Origin of the sequence: Arthrobacter sp. zg-Y820, assembly GCF_030142155.1 — a bacterium.
In the GTDB taxonomy this organism is placed as follows: domain Bacteria; phylum Actinomycetota; class Actinomycetes; order Actinomycetales; family Micrococcaceae; genus Arthrobacter_B.
This window is the reverse complement of the sequence record NZ_CP126247.1, coordinates 732,975-755,312: the sequence shown is the minus strand read 5'-3', so window position 1 is coordinate 755,312 and position 22,338 is coordinate 732,975. Positions and strand designations below refer to the sequence as shown.

The window sequence follows — 22,338 nt, the reverse complement described above, 5'->3', positions numbered from 1 at the left end:
CGCCGCGGCAGCGCACCACCCGCCCGGCACACGCACCACCATTTCCCCACCTTCCCCCACTTTTCCCCCACCGAAGGAGACCTTCCCATGGCTAACATCCTCATGGTCGTTTCAGCAGCCGATTCACTCACGATGAAGGACGGCAGCGAGCATCCCACCGGCTACTGGGCCGAGGAACTCGTGGAATCCCACCGCGTCCTGCGTGAAGCCGGCCACACCGTCCGCATCGCCACCCCGAACGGCGTCAAGCCCACCGTTGACCAGGTCAGCCTGGACCCGGCGTCCGCCGGCGGCGAGGAAAAGGCCGTGGCCTTCACCAACTACCTCTCGTTCATCGACGCCGAGCTCTCCGCTCCGCTGACCCTGGCTGACGCGGATCCGGCGGAGTACGACGCCGTGATCATGCCGGGCGGGCACGGCCCCATGTCCGACCTGGCCTCCGACAAGGACCTGGGCCGGATTCTGATTGCAGCCGACACCGACGGAAAGATCATCGCTCCGTTCTGTCACGGCCCGGCAGGCTTGCTGAGCGCCGAGACGGAGAACGGCGACTTCGTTTTTGCCGGCCGCAAGATGACCGTCTTCACCGATGAGGAAGAACTCAATGGCGGCACCGGGGAGAACACCCCCTGGTTCGTCGAGGAAGTGCTGCGCAACAAGGGCGCCGAAGTGGAAACCGGCCCCGCCTGGTCCAGCTTCGTGGTCCGCGACCGGAACCTGATTTCCGGCCAGAACCCGCAGTCCAGCGAAGACGTGGCCAAGGCCGTCCTCGCCGCACTGGCCGAGTAGAAGCCCACTGTGACCGTCCTGATTGCCGGCTGCGGCGATCTGGGCACGGAAGCCGGCCTGCGGTTCGCCGCGGCCGGCTTTTCCGTGCTCGGCTGGCGCCGTTCCCCGGAGAAAATCCCCGCTCCGCTCACCGGCCAGGCCGCCGACCTGACCCGCGGCGAGCTGCCGCGGATTCCTGCCGATACCGGCGTCGTCGTCATCGCCGTGGCCGCCGGCAGCCGCAGTGAATCGGCCTACCGTGCAGCGTATGTGGACGGCACGGCGAACGTCCTGGATGCGCTGGAGCGCGACGGCGTGCGGCCGCGGCGGATCCTGTTCGTCTCCTCCACCGCGGTGTACGGCGACGCCGACGGCGGTGTGGTGGACGAGGAAACGCCGGCCGCCCCGGCGACGGTGACCGGTGCCGTGATCCTCGAGGCCGAGGAACTGCTGCACACGCGCCGGCCAGACGCCGTCGTGCTCCGGCTGTCAGGCATTTACGGGCCGGGCCGCACCCGGCTGATCGATGCCGTCACCGGAGGCACCGCCGTCGTGCCCAACCGGCCGCAGCCGACCAACCGGATCCACCGGGACGACGCCGCGGCGGCCATCGTGCACCTGACCACTGCGGTACCGGATCCCGCGCAGCTGTATGTGGGCGTCGACGACGAGCCGGTGGACCTGGCCGAGGTGCTGCGGTTCCTCGCGGCCGAACTGGCCGCCGAGCTGCCGGACGCGCCGGCGGACTCCAGCACTGAATCCAGCCGCGGCGGAAACCGGAAACTGTCCAACGCCCGGCTGCGCGGCACCGGTTTCGAGTTCGCCTATCCGACGTTCCGGGAAGGGTACCGGGCGGTGCTGGCCGGCGACGGCGTCCGGCACCCCTAGTCTGCCCTAGCCGGCGGCGGACCTAGCCGGCGGCGCTAGTCGGGGCGCTAGCCGGCGACGGAACCCGCGCCGTCCAGCAGCTCCACGAGGGTGCCGGGGAAATCAGTGATGATTGCCTCCACGCCCAGGTTCATGACCCGGGTCATCTCCGGAACGGTATTGACCGTGTAGACCCACAGGCCCAGGCCCGCCGCCCGGATGGCGGCGGCGCCGGACTGGGTCAGGAAGCGGTGCTCGGCCACCACTCCCCGCACACCGCGGCCGGCGAGCTGGGCCAGCAACCGTGCCGACGGAACCCGCCCCGCCAACTGCCACACCGGCAGACCGGGAGCGGCCGCGGCGAAGGTGCGGACAGCTGCCCGGTCAAAGGAGCTGACGGTGACCGGGTGGTGTTCCAGCAGGCGCACCCAGTCCGGTCCGGTCAGCGCGGCGGCGAGGGCGGTCTCCACGCCGGGTGAGTCCTGCGGAGCCTTGATCTCCAGGTTGATGCCCATGCCGAAGCCAACCGTGGCCGGCAGCTCGGAGAGGAACAGGATCGGCTCCCCGGTGAACTGTTCACCGAACCAGGACCCGGCGTCCAGCCGCCGCAGTTCCGCAGCGGTGAAGGAAACGATCGGAGCATCGGCACGCTCCGGAAAGACCTCCGCCACATTGGTGGTGCGGCGGCCGGTGCCGTCGTGAAAGAGGAACAGCTCGCCGTCAGCGGTGAGGCGCACATCGGTTTCCACCATGGCCGCGCCCGCCGCCCGGGCCTGCGCGAAGGCCACGGCGGTGTTCTCCGGCGCCAGCCCGCTGTTGCCGCGGTGACCCACCACCAGCGGGGCGCCTCGGTTTCCGATTGTCATGCCCTAACCCTCCAACGGTGCCACTGCGAATAATCCTCGTTCCACTGTAGTTGGGCAGGCCCCCAGACGCTCCGGGACGGGCTCGGCGGAACACCCCGGGACCCCCAAACTCCCCCGAAATGGCAGAAGGTGCACTTCCCAGCGCTGGGACGCGCACCTTCTGCCATTTCGCGGACGGATCAGCTCAGCGAAACGGGCGGGCCCAGGCGGAGCAGCACGCCGAAGACGACGGCGATGCCGGCCAGCACCACGACCGCCGAGGCGGCCGGACGGCGGAGCACCACGGCCTGGACCTTCTCGGGGAAGCTCACCGGGGTTTCGCCGCCGGGGGCCAGCCGCCACCCGCCGGCCAGCCGTCCCCGGCGGTCCATGGTCCGTTCGAAGGGAATGGTCGTATACGGGATGACAGCAGTGGCCAGGCCCAGGCCGATGGTGCCCAGCGACCACTTCTGGTTGATGCCCACGAAGACGGTGCTCGCGGCGTAGGACAGGAACACGAAGCCGTGAAGGCCGCCGGCAATCGGGGTGAAGGCCTCGTTGCCCAGGACGTACTTGGCGAACATGCCGGCCAGGAGCAGGGTCCAGGTGACGGCCTCGGCGAAGGCCAGGGTGCGGAACAAAGTGCGGGGGGTCATCGGGCTCTCTCGGTTGGGAGGTGCTGCTGCCATACCGCCGGAGTTGATACCAACGGGTTGTCAGTATCGTATCGCGGCGGGCGCCGCCGGCCCCCACGCCAACCTGCCTGTGCGAGCAAGATCAAGTCGTAGTTGGTTCGCCCGATGCCGCCGGAGCTTTCCCGGCGGCACCGGTGCTCATACTTCCTGCCAGAAGCGCTAACACGCGGGTGAGCGGCGGTTCCTAACGCAGGCCCAGCTTTTTCCAGATGGTGAGCATGGACACCAGACTGACAATCGCAGCGAAGATAACCCAAAAACTCGGCGCCATATCGTTTCCTGTCCTATCGATTAGCAGCGTAGCAATCAAGGGGGTAAAGCCGCCGAATATGGTAACCCCAATATTGTAGCCAACTGCCATTCCGGTAGCTCGGGTCTCCGCCGGAAATAGGGATGCCATGACAGCACCCATCGGCCCAAAATAACAAGCCTTCAATAGAGCCATAAGGAAAACCACGATAAGAAGCACACTTAGTGCAGGAACGGCAACCATGAAAGCAAACATTGGGTAAATGAGAATCAATACAGCCCCGGCCGCCGGTATCATTATCCTCAGCTGGCCCACCTTATCGGAGAAGTGACCCGAGAATGGTGTGACCAAGAGCAGAACGCAACCACCCACTAACGTTGCAACAAATCCGCTGGAATCCGGCAGTTTCAGTGTTGCGATGGCATATGTAGGAATGTACGTAATCATGTAGTTCAGGCACGTAGTGACCGCAAGCACTCCAATAGTGAGCAGAACAATCAACTTCTGCTCACGAAGTATTGTTCGGATCGGCTTGTTAGGAACATCATTTTCCAAGCGAATAATCGCCTCTGGCGTTTCTGGCACGTGTCGTCGAATATAAAGACCCGCCGGCCCGACAAGCAGTCCAAATAAAAATGGTATGCGAAAACCCCATGATTCGATTTGTTCCGCACTCAATGAAATAGTCAAGATGGTCCCGATACTTGCTGCCATCAGCGACGCCATGGCCTGGCTCGTAAACTGCCAACTTGCCGCGAATCCACGGCGTCCCGGTAGGTGCTCAACCATCATCGCAGTGGCACTGCCAAACTCGCCCCCTGCCGCGAATCCTTGGATGAGCCGTGCGACAAGGATGCCGATCGGAGCCAGCACACCGATGGATGCGTAGGACGGCATAACGCAGATGAGCAGTGTACCCACCACCATCAGACCAAGGGACAGCGTTAGCGCGGGCTTGCGCCCAACCCGATCGGCGTACGAGCCCAGGACAAGGGCTCCCACCGGCCGGATGAGGAAAGAAACTGCGAACGTCCCTAAGGCGAGGACAAGCGAAAATGCCGGGTCCTCTGATGGAAAAAACACCCGAGAAATGTATACGGCAAAAAAACTATAAATAGCAATGTCATACCATTCCAACGCGTTCCCGACACATGCGGCGCCAATAATTCGAAAGGTGCTGATTGGTTTAGCTGCCGCAGATGGGCTGCCTTCTGTCCTACTCACCATAACTATTCTCCTTCTTCGGCATGTGCTGTTTGGACAACGCTGAGTTCACCCTCCGAGATGAAGTCCGGGCCCAGCTCACCCAGGTCCCAAAATATTCCTGCCATTATCTGTATCGCTTCACGCATTAGAGGCCCGAGATTGTGCTCATTTGGAGCGTGCTGCAGGCAACCGGGATAAGAATGTGGAATCCAAATTGTGGGCAGCCGGAGTACATCACTAAACGCTTCATTCGGTAGTGACCCGGCCAGATTCGGCAACAGAACTGGGGTTTTTCCAGTTGTTTCCTCCAACGAAGCCAATGACCAATAGACCCATTTGTTCTCGGGATCGAGCCTGGTTGCAGCCATAGCAAACTCGACCTGCACCTCAACCATTGGGAGCCCCTGAGTCTCAAAGTGCCTCCTCAGAATTTCACCCGTCGACTCCCAGTCGGTGCCAACGACGAAGCGTAACTGGCAATGAGCACGTGCGGATGCCGGGATGGCGTTCACCGGGCCTTCAGGGTTACCTGAAGTCATTGCCAGTATCTCTAATGCATTCCATCCAAAAAGACGCTCGCTCGGACTCAGGCCCGGCTCGCCCCAATTCTTATCGATTGACGGACTCTCGGGTGAACTGTCGACGGTTATCTCCGCCAGCGCTGACCGCACAGCATCCGGAATAGGTGGCGGGATCAGGCCCTCCACTCTAATGCGCCCCTGTTTATCAACGAGGGTCGCCAGCGCATTGGACAGCACAGTTGCCGGGTTGCTCAGCACTCCCCCCCAATTGCCGGAGTGATGGCTCTCATTCCGCGGGTTGACTGTGAGCGTGAAGTTCACTGCTCCTCGTGCACCCAGAAAGATGGTTGGTTGCTCGGCCGATATGCGCGGACCGTCCGAAGCGATGAGGACGTCCGCGGAGAGGTCATCTTTTAGCTGTTCACAGACCTCATTGAGCCCCGGGGAACCAAATTCTTCCCCCATGTCCATCAGTAGCGCAATGTTGTATCCCAAAGTTCCGCCACGCGCCTCTATCACATGCTCGAGGGCCGCCAAGTTGATAGTGTGCTGCCCCTTATTATCTGCTGTCCCGCGCCCGTACCAGCGGTCGCCGTCTACGTTGATACGCCATGGATTGTTTGCCGCGTCCCAGTCCCCGGCATGCGCTAACTGCACATCGCCATGCCCGTAGGTGAGTACCGTATGTGCAGCTGCGTCCTCTTGACGCTTCGCAAAGAGGAAGGGATGACGCTCAGACAACGGGTTATCGATCACTTTGGACGTGAACCCCATTCGTTCAAGCTGAGGTCCTACTTCTTCCGCAAGGTAGGCATGCATTGTCGGCCCACTAGTGGGGTCCTGGCTTTCGGTTCGGTAGGCGATTTTTCGACTCAGGTCTGCCTCGAATTGCCCTGAATCGAAGTATTCAGTTGCAGATTCGATCGCAGTTATGCGATTCATTCTTCCTCCTATGGATCACAAAAGGGATATTTGTATGAGGCAGTCCGATTCAGAATTGCCGGACATAACTGCGCCATTTGTGCCCACACATTGACACTCAAGTAGGGTCCAGACAAGAGGAAACGAGTCCGGGACCAGTAGAATTTAGGACACACACGCGTTGCCGGACCGGCAACGCACGGATACCGTGTCTCCATGGCGCTCTATGATCCTGCACTCCGCTACTTCCTGGCTGTGTACGAAACCAGGTCCATAAACGCGGCCGCCAGGCAGTTATACGTCTCTGCCTCGGCCGTTAGCCGTCAAGTGGGGAGATTGGAAAAAGAGATTGGATCTCCTCTTTTCGAGCGTTTTCCCTCAGGAGTAGCTCCAACCGATGCGGCCAGGCTGTTTTCCGTATTTGCCCGACAGGTAATACGTGAGGCAAGCCACTTGAAAGACGAAATTTTTGAGCAGCAGACAGCGGAAGCCACAATAACGCTTGCGGCATCCAACGGGACAGGTCACGACTTTCTGCCTCGAGTTGCTGCGCAGTACCGTGAACTCCATCCCACGGTGCGGTTCAACCTCCACGTAACAGAGCCAGCACTGGTAACACGGTTCGTCCGCGAGGGAACAGTCGATGTGGGCATTACGTTCAATCTCACGATCGATCCCGGCGTCACCATTATGTATTCGCGCCGAGCACCACTGGTTGCTGTTGTCAGGCAGGGACATCCGTTGATGTCCGAGTCGGTGGTAGCTCTGCAGGATTTGGTTCCCTATCCCCTTGCACTCCTGACGCCCAACACGACGAACCGCCGCCTATTCGATCTTGTCCGTGAGTCCGGAAGCGACACCCTTGAGCCTGTCTTCGTTTGTGACAATCCTGACGCCCTACTGAGTTTCCTCAGGGGAAGTGATGCAGTGACCTTGTTGGGACGTATCACGGTCGCGCGCAATATTGCGGATGGCGATATGATCTCCATCCCGCTCAAGGAGCAGGAACTCGGTCAACGAAACCTGCAGGTTCAGACGAAAGCGGGACGAGACCTACCTATAGCACTGGCAAGTTTTGTAGATTTTCTTGTTCTCGCCCTTGAATCGACAGAAATATAGCTCCTGGAAGTCACCGACAGCCTCGGACGGTCAGCCTTTCCTGAGGAGAACAGGTAGCGCATGTCCGGAGAACCTTCCTCATCGGACGGATACTCGGGGTTACACTCATTCAAAAGCGGGTGACGGCCATACCGGACGCTGTGCGAGCAGCCGACACTCATACAGTCTTGGGGGACAGCCGTGGTCAAGTTCATCAAGTCCCTGCCTCAGCCGCTCAAGGCGCTGTACGTTCTGGCCTTTGCCGTCTTCGGGGTGGGGTTCGCGGCATCCATCGTGCAGATGGTCACGACCGATGGCTCCGGCGGCGTCTTTCCCCTATGGTTTGCCGCCATGGGCGCCGTCGTTGTGCTGGTCGGCATCTGCCTTGCCGTCGATCTCAATTCCTCAGCCCGGGCCACCGCCGAGGCCGCAGGCGGCTACCGGCCGATGGGCACGGGCGCCTCCCGTCCCTTCGCGCCCTCGCCGGGGTTCGTACGTTTGATCGGCGCGGCCTTCGTGGTGGGCGGATCCGTCTTCATCCTTGTTGCCTTCACCGAATTCCAATGAGGCGGACTGCCTCGAGTCGGCCCGTTACTTGGGGTAGGTCAGCGGCTCGGTGATCCAGTCCAGGTCCTTCCACCGGTCCAGCCGCTGCTGGATGCCAAAGCTGGACCGGCAGAAGTCGAGCACCGCCTGCTGCGGATCCGGCGCCGCGAAGGCATCCTCCAAGCTGAAAAGGAACTCGTTCTCGGAGGCCAGGAACTGTGCCCGCTCCGGCATCAGCAGCGTCCCGTAGCTGCCGATGCTCGCCAGGAACGGATACGGCAGAACATAAAACGACGGTTCCGGGGTTTTGGTGTCGCCGGGCCAGAATCCGACCTCGCAGAACCGCTCGTCGTAGCAGTTCCTGCCGATCGTGTCCGAACCCGAATACGGCGCCGGCTGGCCGCTGAACACATTGCCGGCCAGGTCCATGGTGCCGAACCAGAACGCCGGCATGTCGATTTTCCCGCGCATCGGGGAAAGGAACCCGGCCAGGGAACGGTGGGCAAAGTGCAGGTTCGCGAGGAAGAGTTCCACCGCCTCCTGATCGTAGGCGTGGTGCTGGTAGTCCTCGTCGAAGGGGATGGGATCGTAGAACTCCTGCGGCGTCGTGTTGATCGGCGTCGGCGTGCCGATGTCGTCCAGCGCTCCCATTAATTGCTGATGGAACGCCGCAACGCTCAGCCCGTCACCCAAAGGAATCCGGGCCCGCGTCCCCAAGCTGTTTTGCACGTTCACATGATGCTGGGCGAGATTGAAGAAGATTTCGAAATTCCGGTCCTCGACCGGGATGATGCCGGTGCCGATGCCCTGAATCGTCAGGTCCAACCGCACATGCGACCATCCGGGCCGCTTGTAGCTGCGCTCCAGCTTCACCTTGCCGGCCATCTGCAGGAACATGTGCAGGGTGTCGGCCGTGTCCTGCCATTCCGGATAGTTCAGGAATCTCTTGTCCATGGAGTTCACCTCTCGAAAGGCGGCGCGGCAGGATAATTCCAGTGTGTGGCGTGCTTCGGGCCCGGTCAACGATGTCGGCGGGTCCGGCTGCACCGAACTTCCAACCTCCGGATCCGCAGCAGAAACGCGTCACGGGGACCGCCGCAGGCCGTCCCCGCCCCGGAGCGGAGTGGCACACGCCACTGCCCTGCGCCCTTGTTCCCGCCTGCGGTCCGGCCCTAGGCTGAACAGGGCCCGTTTGGGCCTCCCTCCCCCTTTTCTTTCCTTTTCACCACCGCAAGGAGCGCCGCTTGAGCAACCCCGCCAGGGCACAGGGCACCCGACCCTCTTACCGTCCAGGGATCAAGTACATCCTGATGCTCGGTGCCCTGGCGGCGCTGCCTGCGGTCACCACCGACATGTACCTGCCGTCGCTGCCCACCGTGGCGGCGGATCTGCAGACCAGCCAGGCCGCGGCCCAGTTCACCATGTCCGGCACACTGATCGGCGCCGCCGTCGGGCAGCTGGTCATCGGGCCCTTCTCGGACCGGTTTGGGCGGCGGCTGCCGCTGCTGATCGGCATCAGCCTGCACGTCATCGTGTCGCTGCTGTGCGCCGTCGCTCCCGGCATCGGTTCGCTGATCGCGCTGCGGATCCTGCAGGGATTCTTCAACGCCGCCGCCGGCGTGGTGGCAATTGCCGTGATCCGGGACCGCTTTGTCGGCTCCGACGCCGCGCGGCTGCTGTCCCGGCTGATGCTGATCATCGGACTGGCACCGCTGCTGGCTCCCACCCTCGGGCAGGCCGTGGCCGGCATTTGGCAGTGGCGGGCGGTCTTTGTGGCGCTGGCCCTGATCGGGCTCATCCTGGTGCTGATCGTCTGGCGGTTCATGCCCGAAACGCTGCCGGCCGAACGGCGCCGGCGCAGCGGCGGGCCCAGCGCCTTCACCGGCTACCGGGTGCTGCTGCGGGACCGGCATTTCCTAGCCCTGGCCTTCATTCCCGGCCTCGGGATGGCAGTCATCATGAGCTATGTGGTGGGTTCACCGTTCGTGTTCCAGGACGAGTACGGCCTCACCGCCGGGCAGTACGCGCTGGTCTTTGCGATCAACGGCGCCGGCATGGTCATCTCCGCCCAGGCCAATGCCGCCCTGGTCCACCGCGCGTCGCCGATGAGCATCCTGCGCATCGCCGTGCCCATCCTGCTGGGGCTGTCCCTGCTGCTGCCGGTCATCATCACCACCGGGTTCGGCGGGGTCTTCGGCCTGGCCGCTGGCCTGTGGCTGGTACTGGGCATGCACGGACTGATCGCGGCGAACGCCACGGTCATGGCGCTGGGCAACTACGGGCACATGGCCGGTTCCGCCGCGGCCCTGATCGGTGCGCTGCAGGTGGGAGTTGCCGGCGTCGTCAGCCCGCTGGTGGGTGTCTTCGGCGGCCGGGCCCTGGCAATGTCAGCAGTGATCATCGGCTGCTGCGCGCTGATGACGCTGATCCTCGCCGCGGCGACTCCCGCCTACCGGCGCGGCGGCATGGCGGCACTGGAGGGCGGCCGGGCGGCCGCCGAGGCGGAAGCCACCAAGCCGGCCTGAGCGGAAGCGGCCGCCCGCTGAACCATGGCGGCCGGTGTCGCCGTCGTGCCGTTTCGCGGCGCCCCGGTGTCGATGCGCCGGCCTATCCCGCCGCGGCCAGTGGACGCACGGCTTCCGGTGCTGGCCCCGTGCTCTGCCGCACCACCAGGCTCGTCGCCAGATCCAGGCGGAGATTGTTCGGTACCTCACCCTCCCGGAGCATTAGCACCATGCGCGCGGCTTCCTCGGCCATCTCGATCAGCGGCTGATGCACCGTGGTCAGCGCCGGGCTGGACCAGCGGGCCACCTGCAGATCGTCGTATCCCACGATCGAGAGCTCGCCGGGCACGGAGATGCCGAGCTGGCGGGCCGCATCCAGCACGCCCAGCGCCTGAATGTCGCTGCCGGCGAAGATGGCCGTGGGCCGGTTGGGCCGGCGCAGCAGTTCCAGCGCATGGCCGCGGCCGCCGTCAACATGGAAGTTCCCGTAGCGGATCAGCTGCCGGTCAAAGGGCAGCCCTGCCGCGTTCAGCGCCGTCCGGTAACCGTCAATCCGGGCCAGTGAACACATCACGTCCTCCGGCCCGGTAATGGCCGCGATCCGCGTGTGCCCCAGGTCGATCAGGTGCCGGGTCGCCATCATCCCGCCGGCCCAGTTGGCGGATCCCACCGACGGCACATCCGGCGCCGGATCCCCGGCCGGGTCGATGATCGCGAAGGGAATCGAGCGCGCTTCCAGCCGCCGCCGGCAATCCTGGGCCAGGTCAGCAAACACCAGTACGACGCCGGCGGGCTGGCGGGCAATGACGCCCTCCACCCACTCGGGGCCGGGAGCATGCCGGGTTCCGCTTTCCGTCAGCACCACGCTGAGCCCGTTTTCGCGGGCCACGTTTTCCACGCCCCGGATGATCTCCAGCGCCCAAGCGCTCTCGAGTTCGTGAAAAACCAGCTCCAACAGGCGGGATTTCGGCGTGCGGGAGCCGCGCCGACGATAGCCGTGTTCATCCAGCAGTCCCTCAACTTTCGTGCGGGTTTCCCGGGAAACGTCGCTCCTGCCGTTCAGAACTTTCGAAATCGTGGAGAGCGAAACACCGGCCTCGGAGGCCAGTTCCGCCAGAGTTACGCGGGCGGAGGGTGTCGATGCGGACATGCCGTTCTCCTGAGTGCTCGGTAGGAATCGGAGAAGTTCTGCCAAAAAAGTGTTGCAGATCACAAACTTCCCCACCTAAGCTATCGGCATCCGCTAACTTTCGGCAACTGTTACGAAACTTTCGGAACAGCCGTTCACGAGGAGCAGTTCAATGAAGAACACCACCAGCTGGTTCCGCCCAGCCGCCGCTGCCACCAGCGCGCTGGTTCTGGGCCTTTCCCTCGCAGCCTGTTCGGGCGGCGACACCGGGGCGTCCTCCGACCGCCCCGAAAATGAGGTGCATGTCCTGGTGTACGGCGACGCCGGCAACACCGTTGAGCAGGCCATGGTCGACAAGTTCAATGAAACGTCCGACGTAAAGGTTGTCCTGGACACCATTCCCGGAGCCGAATACCAGCAAAAGCTGCAGACCGTCATCGACACCGATTCCGCGCCGGACGTGTTCTTCAACTGGGGCGGCGGGTCCATCACCGACTTCGTGGACGCAGGCCTGCTGATGCCGCTGAACGATTTCATGGAGGAGGATCCGCAGCTCCGGGAAGGGTTCCTTCCCACCGTGCTGGAGGCGGCAACGGTCGAGGATGAGGTCTACGGCATCCCGATGCGCGGCACCCAGCCGGTGATGCTCTTTTCCAACGAGGAAGTGCTGGCATCCGCCGGCATCACCGAACCCCCTGCCACCTGGGATGACCTGATGGCGGCCGTGGAGCAGCTCAAGGCCGCGGGAGTCACCCCGATCGCCCTGGGCGGCGCTGACGAATGGCCCACCCAGATGTGGTTCTCCTACGTTTATGACCGCGTCGCCGGACCCGAGCTCTTCGAAGCCGCCCTGAACGGAGACACCAGCGTCTGGGAGTCCGAGGAAAGCCGCGAGGCCCTGGGCATGCTCAGGGAGCTGGTGGACAGCGGAGCCTTCGGAAGCAACTACCAGTCAGTGAAATTCACCGACGGCGGTTCGGCCTCCCTGCTGTCCAGCGGACAGGCCGGCTTCGAGCTGATGGGCTCCTGGGCCTATTCAACCCACCGCGACGCGGCACCGGAGTTCGCCGCCAACTCCCTGGGTTACAGCGAGTTCCCGGAGATCGAGGGCGGCAAGGGCGATCCGGCCAACGTGGTCGGCAACACCAACAACTACTACTCGGTGCTGGCCGACACCCGCTATCCGGACACCGTGCGCGATTTCCTCAAGCTGATGTACTCGGATGAATTCGTGCAGGAACAGGTGGCCATCGGCAACCTGCCCACCACCACCAACACCGAGCAGTTCCTGGACGAGGCCACCAACCCGGACTACGCCCGTTTCCAGTACGAGGTGGTGCAGAACGCACCGAACTTCCAGCTCTCCTGGGACCAGGAGTACACGCCGTCGGCCACGCCGACCATCCACGGCGCCGTTGCCGATTTCTTCAGCGGGCGCATTGACGAAGACGGCTTCATCGCCGCCATGCAGGGGCTCTAGGACCTTCTCATGACTACTCTCAATCCACCCCGGTCCGCTCCGCCGAAGGACTCAGCATCGACCCGTCCGGCCCGGGGTGGACGGGACCGCAAGACCCGTCCGGGCTTCCTCTGGACCCTGCCCGCCACGCTCTTCTTCGCACTGTTCGCCGTGGTGCCGCTGATCGCCGTCGTCCTGCTGTCCTTCAGCTCCTGGCGCGGCCTCGGCGAACCCAAGTTCGTGGGTTTGGAGAACTGGCAGGAGCTGGCCGGCGATTCGGTGATGCTCCAAAGCCTGTGGCTGAGCCTGCTGTTCATTGTGCTCGGCGTCCTGACCCAGACCCCCGTCAGCATCCTGCTGGGGGTCTGGGCCGCGGGGAAACAGCGCAACCGGGCCGTGCTCAGCGCCATCTACTTTGTGCCGCTGCTGCTGTCTTCGGCCGCGATTTCCGTCCTCTGGCGGTCGCTGCTGGATCCGAACTTCGGCATCCCCGCCCAGCTGCGCTGGCTGTTCGGTGACGGAAACCTGTTCGGCCACCAGGCGAGCGCCATCGGAGTGATCATCTTTGTGGGCATGTGGCAGTTCACCCCGTTCCACACCCTGATCTACCAGGGTGCGGCCAAATCCGTGCCGCCGGTGCTGTACCAGGCCGCCGAAGTGGACGGCGCCGGCCGGATCCGTGCCTTTTTCAGCATCACCCTGCCGCAGATGCGCAACAGCATCATCACCTCGGTGATCCTGATGGTGGTGGGCGGGCTGACCACCTTCGAAACGGTGCTCATCCTGACCAACGGCGGACCCGGCACGGAAACCACCATCACGGCCTTTTACATGTACGAACAGGCCTTCCGCCGCTTCGACTTCGGCGTCGGCGCCGCCGTGGCCCTGGTCCTGGTGGTGGTGGCCACCGCCATCTCCCTGATCATGGTCAAGGTCTCCGGCTACGACAAAATGCGCAGCACCATGGAAGGACTCTGAATGCGTACCCGCCCCAACTACATTGCCGGTGCCGCCGCCGCGCTCTGGCTGGTGATCGTGGCGCTGCCGCTGTACGTGATGATCGCCGCCAGTGTGCAGAGCCGCGCGGATTTCAGTGCCAACGGCCCGCTCTCGCTGCCCACGAACCTGACCTTCGAGAACTATCTGGAGGTGTTCCGGAGCGGCTTCGGCGGCTATTTCCTGAATACCTTCATCGTCACCGGCGGCGTGGTTGCGATTGTGCTGCTGGTGGTGCCGCCGCTGGCCTACGCCATTGTGCGCAGCCAGGGCCGCGCCACCACGCTGGTGTTCCGCTTTTTCCTGCTCGGGCTGGCCATCCCGGTCCAGGCCGTGATCGTGCCGATGTTCTATCTGATCAACACCGCGGGACTGTATGACACCCTGCTGGGCATCATCCTGCCCACTGCGGCGTTTGCCCTGCCCATCTGCACCCTCATCCTGACCGGCACCATGCGCGACATCACCCCGGAACTCTACGAGGCGATGTCCGTGGACGGCGCCAGCCCCACCCGGACCTTCCTGCGGCTGGTGCTGCCCCTGTCCAAGGGCGGACTCTCCACCATTGCGGTGTTCTCCGCCCTGCAGGGCTGGAACGGATTCCTGCTGCCGCTGATCCTGACCCAGTCCGAATCCTCCCGGGTGGTCACCCTCGGGCTGTTCAATTTCCAAACCCAGTACGGCGTGAACGTACCGGGGATCCTGGCCGCCGTGACCGTCTCCATGATTCCCGTCCTGCTCGTGTACCTCTTTGCGCGCCGCGCACTTGTCCAAGGCCTCATGGGGGTCGGAGGAAAATAATGACCGATGCAACTATTGAACGCGCCCGCTGGCGCGATTCCTCCCTGTCCGCCGCCGAGCGCGTTGAAGCCCTGATCGGGGAAATGACCCTGCGGGAAAAAGCCGCCCAGTTGTTCGGGGTCTGGGTGGGCGTCTCCAGCGAGGGCGGCGAAGTGGCCCCGCACCAGCATGACCAGAACACCGCCGTGGACCTGGAGGCGCTGCTGCCGCACGGGCTGGGCCAGCTGACCCGGCCCTTCGGCACCAAACCGGTGGATGCCGCCGTCGGCGCCCTGTCGCTGATGCGCACGCAGCAGCGCATCGTTGCAGCAAACCGGTTCGGCATCCCGGCCGTGGCTCATGAGGAATGCTTGGCGGGGTTTGCCGCCTGGGGCGCCACCGCCTATCCCGTGCCGCTGTCCTGGGGCGCCACCTTCAACCCCGAGCTGATCCGGCGGATGGCCGCCGCGATCGGCACCGACATGCGTTCGGTGGGCATTCACCAGGGCCTGGCCCCGGTTCTTGACGTGGTGCGCGACGCGCGGTGGGGCCGGGTGGAGGAAACCATCGGCGAGGATCCGTACCTGATCGGCACCATTGCCACCGCCTACATCCAGGGCCTGGAGGGCGCGGGCATCGTGGCCACCCTGAAGCACTTTGCCGGCTATTCCGCCTCCCGCGCCGGCCGGAACCTCGCGCCGGTGTCCATTGGTCCGCGGGAGTTCGCCGACGTCGTGCTCGCTCCCTTCGAGATGGCGGTGCGGGACTCCGGGGTCCGCTCCGTCATGCATGCCTACACCGACGCCGACGGCATCCCGTCCGCCGCGGACGCCGACCTGCTGACCAAGCTGCTGCGCGACACCTGGGGCTTTACCGGCACCGTGGTGGCTGACTACTTCGGGATCGCCTTCCTCAAGGATCTGCACCGCGTCGCCGGGACCCTGGGCGAGGCCGCCTCCGCTGCCCTCACCGCCGGCGTGGACGTGGAACTTCCCACCGTCAACGCGTTCGGCGACCACCTCATCGAGGAGGTGGAGTCCGGGCGGCTGGATTCCGCCGTCATCGACCGTGCGCTGCGCCGCGTGCTGGTTCAGAAAATCGAGCTCGGGCTGCTGGACGCGGACTGGACTCCGGTTCCGGGGGCACTGGCGGGTTCACTGGAGGCGGCCGACGACGCGGGCAGCAGTGCGGCCGACGGCGCAGGCAGCGTTGCGGCCGACGGCGCGGGCAGCGTTCCCGGCACTGGCCCCGGCACCGCCGACGCGCTGCGCGGCACCGTCTTCCTGGATCCGGACGCCAACCGCCGGCTGGCGGCGGAGGTGGCTGAACAAGCCATCATCCTGACTGCGAACAACGGCATCCTGCCGCTGCAGGCTCCGCAGCGGATCGCGCTGATCGGGCCCAACGCTGACAACCCGATGGCTTTCCTGGGCTGCTATTCCTTCCCCGCGCATGTGGGCAGCCAGCATCCGGACATCGACACCGGCATCGCCCTGCCCACGGTGGCCGAGTCCGTGCGGCGGGAATTCCCCGGCAGCATCGTGACCGTGGTGCCCGGCTGCAGCATTGACGGCTCGGACACCGACGGTTTCGGTGCGGCGCTGGGCGCAGCCGCGGAAGCCGACGTCGTCATTGCCGTCCTGGGCGACCGCGCCGGACTCTTCGGCCGCGGCACCAGCGGCGAGGGCTGCGACGTGGAGTCCCTGGTGCTTCCGGGCGTGCAGCAGCAGCTGCTGGATCAGCTGTTGGAGGCCGGCACCCCGGTGGTCCTGGCCCTGCTGACCGGCCGTCCGTATGCCCTGGGCAGCGCGCCCGGCCGCGCCGCCGCCGTCGTGCAGGCGTTTTTCCCGGGCGAAGAGGGCGGGCCTGCGCTGGCCGGCGTGCTCAGCGGGCGGACCAACCCCAGCGGCCGGCTGCCGGTCAGCGATCCGGCCTCCCCAGGCGCGCAGCCGGCAACCTATCTGACCGCGCCGCTGGGACAGGCGAGCGAGGTCTCCAACATCGACCCCACCCCCGCCTTCGCCTTTGGGCACGGCCTGAGCTACACCAGCTTTGAGTTCAGCGACCTGGTCCTGGACGGGCCGCAGCAGTTCCCGGTGGATGGGGAAACCCGAGTCAGCCTCACGGTCACCAATACCGGCGGGTGCGACGGCGCGGAGATCGTCCAGCTGTACCTGCACGATCCGGTGGCCTCGGTGGTCCGGCCGGTGCAGCGGCTGATCGGTTACGTCCGGGTGCCGCTGGCGGCCGGAGCCGCTGCCCGGGTTGGCTTCACGGTGCCGGCGGACCTCGCCGCCTTCACCGGACGCGGCGGCGCCCGGATCGTGGAAGCCGGTGTGCTGGAGCTGCAATTCGGGGCATCGAGCGCTGATATTCGGCTCCGACAGGAGGTGGAGCTGACCGGTGCTCAGCGGACGGTGGATTCCAGCCGGCGGCTGCACTGCGGCATCGAAGTCTGTGAGGCCAGCCTCAACGGCTAGGATTTCTGCATGTATTCCGACATGCCCGCCGACCAGCTCGCGGCCTACACCAGCTCCCAGACCTGTCCGGCCGACTTCAGCTCGTTCTGGACCGAGACCCTCGCCGAGGCGCAGTCCCATCCCCTGAACCTGACCGTCACCGCCGAACCCACCGTGCTGGAAGCGGTGGACGTGTACGACGTCGTCTTCGCCGGCTGGAACGGGGAGCCGGTGCACGCCTGGCTGCGCGTGCCGCACGGCGCCGCCGAGCCGCTGCCGTGCGTGGTGGAATACGTCGGGTACGGCGGCGGGCGCGGCGAGCCGCACGAGAACCTGCTCCTGGCGGGGTCCGGTTTCGCGCACCTGCACATGGACACCCGCGGGCAGGGCGCGTCCTGGAGCAAGGGAGCGACGGCGGACGGCGCCGGCAGCGCAGGACCGCAGGTTCCCGGCGTGATGACCCGGGGCATCCTGGATCCGCAGACCTACTATTACCGCCGGCTGTTCACCGACGCCGTGCGGGCCGTGCAGGCGGCGCGCGAGCTGTCGGCGGTGGATCCGGGCCGGGTGGCGGTCACCGGCATGAGCCAGGGCGGCGCCGTTGCGCTGGCCACCGCCGCGCTCTGTCCGGGCCTGCGCGCCGTCGTCGCGCGCGTGCCGTTCCTGGCCGATTTTCCGCGCGCCCTGCAGATCACCGATGCCTATCCGTACCGGGAGATCCGCGACTTCCTGTCCGTCCACCGCACCGAGGCCGAGCGGGCACAGCAGACCCTGCGCTACTTCGACGGCGTGAACTTTGCCGCGCAGGCCAACATACCGGCTCTGTTCACGGCCGGGCTCATGGATCCCGTCACTCCCCCGTCCACCGTGTATGCCGCGTACAACGCCTATTCCGGGCCGAAGCAGATCACGGCGTGGCCGTTCAACGGGCACGAGGGCGGCGGTGCCGAGGACGACCTCGCCGCCGTCCGCTTCCTGCGCGAGATGACCGCCGCGGTCCGTACTTCGCCGTCCGAGACCGCGGCGGCCGACGCAGTCGCGGGCTAACTCCTCCCCCTTCCCCGCGAGATGGCAGTAAGTGCTCTTCTCAGCCCTGAGACGTGCACTTTCTGCCATCTCGGCGAGGGGCGGGGTGGCGAGGGAGGGGCGGCCAGCTAGCCGATGACAAAGGACAAGCCGACGACGGCGGCAAGAAGGCAGGCGTGTCCGGCCACTGTTGCCCTGCCCGGTTCCTTCTTCGGTTTCTTCCGCGACGCCTTCCGCGACTTGGACCGGAGAACAGTCGCCGTCGCGGTTCGGCCGGACTCCGTTGGCACCCCGGCACTTTCCGGGTATGCCTCCGGGTTCGGCTCTGGCGCCCCTGCATCCTCCTGCACTGGCACCCCGGTACTTTCCGGGTATGCCTTCGGAGCGGCGATCTCCGCGGACCGGGACCGCACAGGCAGGTCATGCCAGCGAATGATCAGTCCGGCAACGGCTGCCGCCAGTGCTGCCACGGCCACCACCCATACCACCACCGTCCCCGTGCTCCACTGCGTCACAAGGCGGACAATGCCCGCGATGGTTGCGGCTTCCAACAATCCGACCAGCAGGGACATCCGGCTGCGTCCGGACAGCCAAGCCTCCTGCTTCCAGGCGGAATAGGCCAGGGAAAGGCAGGAGAAGGCCAAGAAGCCGGAGACCATCCACGCCACGAGGGTGAGAGCCATCAGATGCCCTCCTTCAGCAGCGTCAGTGCGGCTTCTTCCTGACCGGCTGCCACATTGGACAGAATGATCACTGCCCGGCCGGCGTCGCGGTCCATCGCCACCATCGCGGCGTACCCGCCGGTTTGACCGTTGTGCCACGTCGCGGACCGGGCCGGCGAGGCCTCCGAGACCTGGGTGAACCATGCCAGGCCCACCTGTTCGCCGTCGTCGCCGGTGTCCCAGACCGGGTCCAGCGCCGCGCTGCCCGGAGCCGTGGAGGCCAGCAGCCCCTGCACATAGGTGGTCATGTCCGCGGCGGTGGAGCGGATTCCGCCGGCCGGAGCGGTGCCGTTTCCGGTCCAGGCCCCCTGCCCCAGCCCGCCGGCTCCCCTGCCCGTCGGAGCACCGGGGCGCAGGTTGTCGGCGGTGACCGGAGTGTAGGTGTCGTGCAGTCCCAACGGCTCCACGATTCGCTGCTGCACCAGGTCGGCATAGTCCGTCCCCGCGGCCGTCGCCAGCAGTTGCCCGAGAAAGGCATATCCCAGGTTGGAATAGCTCACGCTGCCCCGGCCGCCCACCGATTCAGCCTGTGCCCGCTCCAGGACCTCGGCGGGTGAGGCGGCATAGGGATCCCGGTGCAGGAGAGATCCGGCAAAGAGGGAGAAGATCGAGGCGGGATCCGTTCCGACGCGGGGCAGCCCGGAGCGGTGGCTGGCCAGCTCGGCGAGTGTGACCGTGCCGATCTCGGCGTCGGGATCGATCAGGTCCTCCCCGAGGATGTCGGCGACGGTGGTCTCCAGCGTCACCTCGCCGCGCTCGACGGCGTCCGCCAGCAGGGCAGCGGTGAACGTCTTCGACACCGAGCCAATCTCGAATTCGGTCCGGTCATCGGCGCCGAACCCGACAAACCGGACGGAGCCGCCGTCGAGGTAGGCCACGCTGACCTTGTCCGCGGAATTCTTCAGCAGCGGCCGCACTGCCGCGGCCAGGGCGGCGTCCCCGGAGACCTCGGTCGACAACCGCGGCGCCCAGGGCGCGGCGATCAGCCCGCAGGCCAGCACCGCTGAGGCCGCGAGGATCCCCACGATCGTGCGTCGCTGTTTGGATCTGGGCATGTCAGTTACCTCCTGTGACAGCAGTCAGAATGGCCAGCAGCGGAATTACCCGGGCCGGCGGAATGCGATAGCGGGACCGCGCGTGCGGCGCGAGCCAACCGGCGGCGGTCAGTTGGTGGACGTGGTGATAGATCTGCCCGGAAGTGCCGGAGCCCAGCTCTTCCACGAGTCCCGAGACGGTCTCGGTTCCGTCGAGCACCGCACGCAGGATCGCCAACCGGACGGGATGGCCCAGCGAGGCCAGGGAATCGGCGAACCGGGTCCAGTCGACGTCGAGCAGGTGCGCGGTTTCCAGTCCGTACTGGTACTCGTAGCGCGCGCCCGCTGCCGTGCCGGCGGTGCCGGCGAAGAGGACGGCTCCCGGATCGGGGTAGCGCTCCCGCACGCCGTTCAGCGCCCAGAAAATGTCGGATTCTTCGCCCGCGTCCGACGGCGGTTCCCGGACCTGCGCCCGCCGTTCCAGGGCCGCGACCCGCGCCTCCACGGCCTGCAGCCGGGCTTCCAGCGCCCGCTGCCGACCCTCATGTTCCGAAACCATGTCTAGAGAATTACGTAATTCCAAACAAATTACAAGGGTTTCGTAACACGCTCTTCACCGAAATGGCAGAAAGTGCTCGTCTCAGGGCTGAGAAGAGCACTTTCTGCCATTTCGGTGAGAGGGGTGGGGGTGGGTGGGTGTGAGTGGAGGTGGGGGGCTCCTAGGCTTCAGGGGCGTCGGGCCCCAGCGCCGGCCGTCCCGGCGCGGCAGCCCCGGGGGACGGTTCCTTGAGTTCGACGAAGAACGCGTGGGTGTCCGTCCCACCGGTATTCTCGCCGGAGTGCTCCTGGGCTGGCAGCCAGCGGACGGCTAACGCCGGCAGCTCCACATCCAACTGCCTGCCCTCGGACTCGAGCCGCCGGCGGAACGCGCTGGCCGTGATCATCACGCTGTCCGGATGATGATGGGCGGACGTGCGCTGCCCGGGAGCATCCCGGTACTCCAACACACGCACCCGCTCATTCTCGAATATCACCCGATAGTGGTCCGGGTTGCTCTCCACTGGGTCTGAGGTCATGGCCGGAACGCTAGCCCCCTTCTGCCCTCCTAGACCAGACCGGCAACCCGGCGGTAGCGCTCCAAGATTTGCGGAGCCGGCGGGGCCTGCACCACGGAGGCGGCGGCAGCGGTCCACTGCGGCCATTCCCCGGTGAGGACCGCGGCTGCCTGCCGCGCGGCGCCGTCGGCCACGTACTCCCCCGGTTCCGGCACGGTAACCGGCATGCCGAACACGGCCGACACCGCGTGCTGCAGCGCCTCGGACCGGGCACCGCCGCCCACCAGGATGATGCGGCGGGCCTCGATCCCCAGGTCGGCCAGTGCAGCCAGCCCGTCCGCCAGCGAGCAGGCGATGCCTTCGACGGCGGCGCGGGCCAGGTTGGCCGGCGTGTAGTTCGCCAGGGTTATCCCGTGCAGGGATCCCGTGGCGTCGGGAAGGTTGGGCGTGCGCTCGCCCTCGAAGTACGGCACCAGGCTCAGCCCGCCGGCACCTTCCACAGCCTCGAGCGCCAGGCGGGTCAGCGCGGGAAGGTCCACGGACAGCAGGGCCGCCGTCGCATCCAGGATGCGGGAGGCGTTCAGCGTGGCAGTCAGCGGCAGGAAGTGGCCGCTGGCGTCCGCAAACCCGGCCACCAAGCCGGTGGCGTCGGCGGTGGGATCGGCAGTGACCGCGAAAACCGTGCCGGAGGTCCCCACGGAAACGACGACGTCGCCCACCCCGGCGCCCACGCCGAGTGCGGCGCCGGCATTGTCACCGGTGCCCGGTGCGATCACGGCGCCGCCGGCCGTGCGCTGATCCGCGTCGAGGGGGCCCAGGACCCGGGGCAACAGCGGCACGTGGCCCAGCGTCTGTTCCAGGACGGCCGGCAGGTATTCGCCGGTGCGCGGGGACCAGTAGCCGGTGCCGGAGGCATCGGAGCGGTCGGTGCGCAGCGCGTCGAGTCCGGCGAGGCCGCTGCCCGGGCCGTGTCCGGCGAGGCGCCAGCTCAGCCAGTCGTGCGGCAGGCAGACGGCGGCGGTGAGGGCGGCGTTCTCCGGCTCGTTCTCGGCCAGCCATCGCAGTTTTGCCGCGGTAATGGAGGCCACCGGAACGGTGCCGGTTTCCGCCGCCCAGTACCGGGCGCCGTCGGGCCCGGCGTCGGAGACGAGCTTGTCCGCGGCCGCCGCGGAGCGCGTGTCGTTCCAGAGCAGGGCCGGGCGGACCACCGCGCCGTCCTCGTCCAGGCAGACCATCCCGTGCTGCTGCCCGGAAACCGCCACGGCTGCCACATCATCCAGGCCGCCGGCCGCGGCCAGCGCCAACTGCAGGGCCGACCACCAGATGTCCGGATCGATTTCGGTGCCGGACTCGTGCCGTGCAGTGCCGGAGCGGATCAGTGCGCCGGTGCCGGCATCCCGGATCACCACCTTGCAGGACTGGGTGGAGCTGTCCACTCCGGCGACCAGGGCCATGGA

General features: G+C 65.8%; 21 protein-coding genes. 10 read left to right on the top strand and 11 right to left on the bottom strand.

The window, feature by feature from the left end:
- Nucleotides 1–87 precede the first annotated feature (87 nt).
- Complete coding sequence (locus QNO08_RS03385; protein ID WP_229964509.1) at nt 88–789, top strand: type 1 glutamine amidotransferase domain-containing protein; 702 nt, start codon at nt 88–90, stop codon at nt 787–789.
- 9 nt (nt 790–798) lie between these two features.
- Nucleotides 799–1,656, top strand: a complete 858-nt coding sequence (locus QNO08_RS03380) for an SDR family oxidoreductase (RefSeq protein ID WP_229964508.1) — start codon at nt 799–801, stop codon at nt 1,654–1,656.
- A gap of 47 nt (nt 1,657–1,703) precedes the next feature.
- Here QNO08_RS03380 and QNO08_RS03375 read toward each other — a convergent pair whose 3' ends face one another.
- The 4 genes from QNO08_RS03375 to QNO08_RS03360 form a co-directional block, all read right to left on the bottom strand.
- On the bottom strand, nt 1,704–2,501 hold the full coding sequence (locus tag QNO08_RS03375; protein WP_229964507.1) for a glycerophosphodiester phosphodiesterase: 798 nt from the start codon (nt 2,499–2,501) through the stop codon (nt 1,704–1,706).
- Between the two features lie 179 nt (nt 2,502–2,680).
- The gene (locus QNO08_RS03370) at nt 2,681–3,136 is read right to left on the bottom strand and encodes a DUF3817 domain-containing protein (protein WP_229964506.1); all 456 of its coding nucleotides are present in this window, start codon (nt 3,134–3,136) and stop codon (nt 2,681–2,683) included.
- Between the two features lie 223 nt (nt 3,137–3,359).
- On the bottom strand, nt 3,360–4,649 hold the full coding sequence (locus QNO08_RS03365; RefSeq protein WP_229964505.1) for an MFS transporter: 1,290 nt from the start codon (nt 4,647–4,649) through the stop codon (nt 3,360–3,362).
- Nucleotides 4,650–4,654: 5 nt separating this feature from the next.
- On the bottom strand, nt 4,655–6,094 hold the full coding sequence (locus QNO08_RS03360) for a M20 family metallopeptidase (RefSeq protein WP_229964504.1): 1,440 nt from the start codon (nt 6,092–6,094) through the stop codon (nt 4,655–4,657).
- 195 nt (nt 6,095–6,289) lie between these two features.
- Here QNO08_RS03360 and QNO08_RS03355 point away from each other — a divergent pair, with 195 nt between their 5' ends.
- Nucleotides 6,290–7,192: a LysR family transcriptional regulator gene (locus QNO08_RS03355; protein ID WP_229964503.1), complete on the top strand. Its 903-nt coding sequence runs from the start codon at nt 6,290–6,292 to the stop codon at nt 7,190–7,192.
- Nucleotides 7,193–7,372: 180 nt separating this feature from the next.
- Nucleotides 7,373–7,738 carry a hypothetical protein gene (locus QNO08_RS03350; RefSeq protein ID WP_229964502.1) on the top strand — a complete coding sequence of 122 codons (366 nt, stop codon included), beginning with the start codon at nt 7,373–7,375 and terminating at the stop codon, nt 7,736–7,738.
- A gap of 24 nt (nt 7,739–7,762) precedes the next feature.
- Here the strand turns inward: QNO08_RS03350 and QNO08_RS03345 are convergent, their stop codons facing one another.
- Nucleotides 7,763–8,671, bottom strand: a complete 909-nt coding sequence (locus QNO08_RS03345) for a DUF5996 family protein (protein ID WP_229964501.1) — start codon at nt 8,669–8,671, stop codon at nt 7,763–7,765.
- Nucleotides 8,672–8,961: 290 nt separating this feature from the next.
- Between QNO08_RS03345 and QNO08_RS03340 the strand changes: the two genes are divergently transcribed.
- The gene (locus QNO08_RS03340) at nt 8,962–10,242 is read left to right on the top strand and encodes a multidrug effflux MFS transporter (protein WP_229964500.1); all 1,281 of its coding nucleotides are present in this window, start codon (nt 8,962–8,964) and stop codon (nt 10,240–10,242) included.
- A gap of 82 nt (nt 10,243–10,324) precedes the next feature.
- On the opposite strand, the gene QNO08_RS03335 is transcribed toward QNO08_RS03340, so the two are convergent.
- Entirely contained in the window at nt 10,325–11,371 is a 1,047-nt protein-coding gene (locus QNO08_RS03335; protein WP_229964499.1) for a LacI family DNA-binding transcriptional regulator, read from the bottom strand.
- A 151-nt stretch (nt 11,372–11,522) separates the two neighbouring features.
- Here QNO08_RS03335 and QNO08_RS03330 point away from each other — a divergent pair, with 151 nt between their 5' ends.
- From QNO08_RS03330 to QNO08_RS03310, 5 genes are read left to right on the top strand one after another with little or no spacing between them, the layout of a single operon-like run.
- Nucleotides 11,523–12,830, top strand: coding sequence for an ABC transporter substrate-binding protein (locus QNO08_RS03330; protein ID WP_229964498.1), 1,308 nt, complete (start codon nt 11,523–11,525; stop codon nt 12,828–12,830).
- A 9-nt stretch (nt 12,831–12,839) separates the two neighbouring features.
- Nucleotides 12,840–13,787 (top strand): carbohydrate ABC transporter permease, encoded by a 948-nt coding sequence (locus QNO08_RS03325; protein ID WP_229964497.1) that lies wholly within the window; start codon nt 12,840–12,842, stop codon nt 13,785–13,787.
- A complete protein-coding gene (locus tag QNO08_RS03320) occupies nt 13,788–14,606 on the top strand; it encodes a carbohydrate ABC transporter permease (RefSeq protein ID WP_229964496.1) in 819 nt (272 codons plus the stop codon).
- Nucleotides 14,606–17,065, top strand: coding sequence for a beta-xylosidase/alpha-l-arabinosidase (locus QNO08_RS03315; RefSeq protein WP_229964495.1), 2,460 nt, complete (start codon nt 14,606–14,608; stop codon nt 17,063–17,065). Before QNO08_RS03320 ends, QNO08_RS03315 begins: the two co-directional genes overlap by 1 nt.
- 9 nt (nt 17,066–17,074) lie before the next feature.
- Nucleotides 17,075–18,091, top strand: a complete 1,017-nt coding sequence (locus tag QNO08_RS03310; RefSeq protein ID WP_229964494.1) for an acetylxylan esterase — start codon at nt 17,075–17,077, stop codon at nt 18,089–18,091.
- 107 nt (nt 18,092–18,198) lie between these two features.
- Here QNO08_RS03310 and QNO08_RS03305 read toward each other — a convergent pair whose 3' ends face one another.
- The 5 genes from QNO08_RS03305 to QNO08_RS03285 all read right to left on the bottom strand — a co-directional run bounded on the left by QNO08_RS03305 (nt 18,199) and on the right by QNO08_RS03285 (nt 22,335).
- Complete coding sequence (locus QNO08_RS03305; protein WP_229964493.1) at nt 18,199–18,753, bottom strand: hypothetical protein; 555 nt, start codon at nt 18,751–18,753, stop codon at nt 18,199–18,201.
- Nucleotides 18,753–19,847 (bottom strand): serine hydrolase domain-containing protein, encoded by a 1,095-nt coding sequence (locus QNO08_RS03300; protein WP_229964492.1) that lies wholly within the window; start codon nt 19,845–19,847, stop codon nt 18,753–18,755. The genes QNO08_RS03305 and QNO08_RS03300 overlap by 1 nt, the downstream gene beginning before the upstream one ends.
- Before the next feature lies 1 nt (nt 19,848).
- The gene (locus QNO08_RS03295) at nt 19,849–20,385 is read right to left on the bottom strand and encodes an ArsR/SmtB family transcription factor (RefSeq protein ID WP_229964491.1); all 537 of its coding nucleotides are present in this window, start codon (nt 20,383–20,385) and stop codon (nt 19,849–19,851) included.
- Nucleotides 20,386–20,545: 160 nt separating this feature from the next.
- Nucleotides 20,546–20,902, bottom strand: coding sequence for a cupin domain-containing protein (locus QNO08_RS03290; protein WP_229964490.1), 357 nt, complete (start codon nt 20,900–20,902; stop codon nt 20,546–20,548).
- Between the two features lie 29 nt (nt 20,903–20,931).
- Nucleotides 20,932–22,335: an FGGY-family carbohydrate kinase gene (locus tag QNO08_RS03285; protein ID WP_229964489.1), complete on the bottom strand. Its 1,404-nt coding sequence runs from the start codon at nt 22,333–22,335 to the stop codon at nt 20,932–20,934.
- Nucleotides 22,336–22,338: the final 3 nt, after the last annotated feature.

Excerpts from the sequence above, each read along its gene's own strand:
- QNO08_RS03385 (WP_229964509.1), top strand. The coding sequence starts at position 88 with ATGGCTAACATCCTCATGGTCGTTTCAGCAGCCGATTCACTCACGATG.
- QNO08_RS03375 (WP_229964507.1), bottom strand. The coding sequence starts at position 2,501 with ATGACAATCGGAAACCGAGGCGCCCCGCTGGTGGTGGGTCACCGCGGC.
- QNO08_RS03370 (WP_229964506.1), bottom strand. The coding sequence starts at position 3,136 with ATGACCCCCCGCACTTTGTTCCGCACCCTGGCCTTCGCCGAGGCCGTC.
- QNO08_RS03360 (WP_229964504.1), bottom strand. The coding sequence starts at position 6,094 with ATGAATCGCATAACTGCGATCGAATCTGCAACTGAATACTTCGATTCA.
- QNO08_RS03355 (WP_229964503.1), top strand. The coding sequence starts at position 6,290 with ATGGCGCTCTATGATCCTGCACTCCGCTACTTCCTGGCTGTGTACGAA.
- QNO08_RS03345 (WP_229964501.1), bottom strand. The coding sequence starts at position 8,671 with ATGGACAAGAGATTCCTGAACTATCCGGAATGGCAGGACACGGCCGAC.
- QNO08_RS03335 (WP_229964499.1), bottom strand. The coding sequence starts at position 11,371 with ATGTCCGCATCGACACCCTCCGCCCGCGTAACTCTGGCGGAACTGGCC.
- QNO08_RS03330 (WP_229964498.1), top strand. The coding sequence starts at position 11,523 with ATGAAGAACACCACCAGCTGGTTCCGCCCAGCCGCCGCTGCCACCAGC.
- QNO08_RS03325 (WP_229964497.1), top strand. The coding sequence starts at position 12,840 with ATGACTACTCTCAATCCACCCCGGTCCGCTCCGCCGAAGGACTCAGCA.
- QNO08_RS03320 (WP_229964496.1), top strand. The coding sequence starts at position 13,788 with ATGCGTACCCGCCCCAACTACATTGCCGGTGCCGCCGCCGCGCTCTGG.
- QNO08_RS03315 (WP_229964495.1), top strand. The coding sequence starts at position 14,606 with ATGACCGATGCAACTATTGAACGCGCCCGCTGGCGCGATTCCTCCCTG.
- QNO08_RS03310 (WP_229964494.1), top strand. The coding sequence starts at position 17,075 with ATGTATTCCGACATGCCCGCCGACCAGCTCGCGGCCTACACCAGCTCC.
- QNO08_RS03305 (WP_229964493.1), bottom strand. The coding sequence starts at position 18,753 with ATGGCTCTCACCCTCGTGGCGTGGATGGTCTCCGGCTTCTTGGCCTTC.
- QNO08_RS03300 (WP_229964492.1), bottom strand. The coding sequence starts at position 19,847 with ATGCCCAGATCCAAACAGCGACGCACGATCGTGGGGATCCTCGCGGCC.
- QNO08_RS03295 (WP_229964491.1), bottom strand. The coding sequence starts at position 20,385 with ATGGTTTCGGAACATGAGGGTCGGCAGCGGGCGCTGGAAGCCCGGCTG.
- QNO08_RS03290 (WP_229964490.1), bottom strand. The coding sequence starts at position 20,902 with ATGACCTCAGACCCAGTGGAGAGCAACCCGGACCACTATCGGGTGATA.
- QNO08_RS03285 (WP_229964489.1), bottom strand. The coding sequence starts at position 22,335 with ATGGCCCTGGTCGCCGGAGTGGACAGCTCCACCCAGTCCTGCAAGGTG.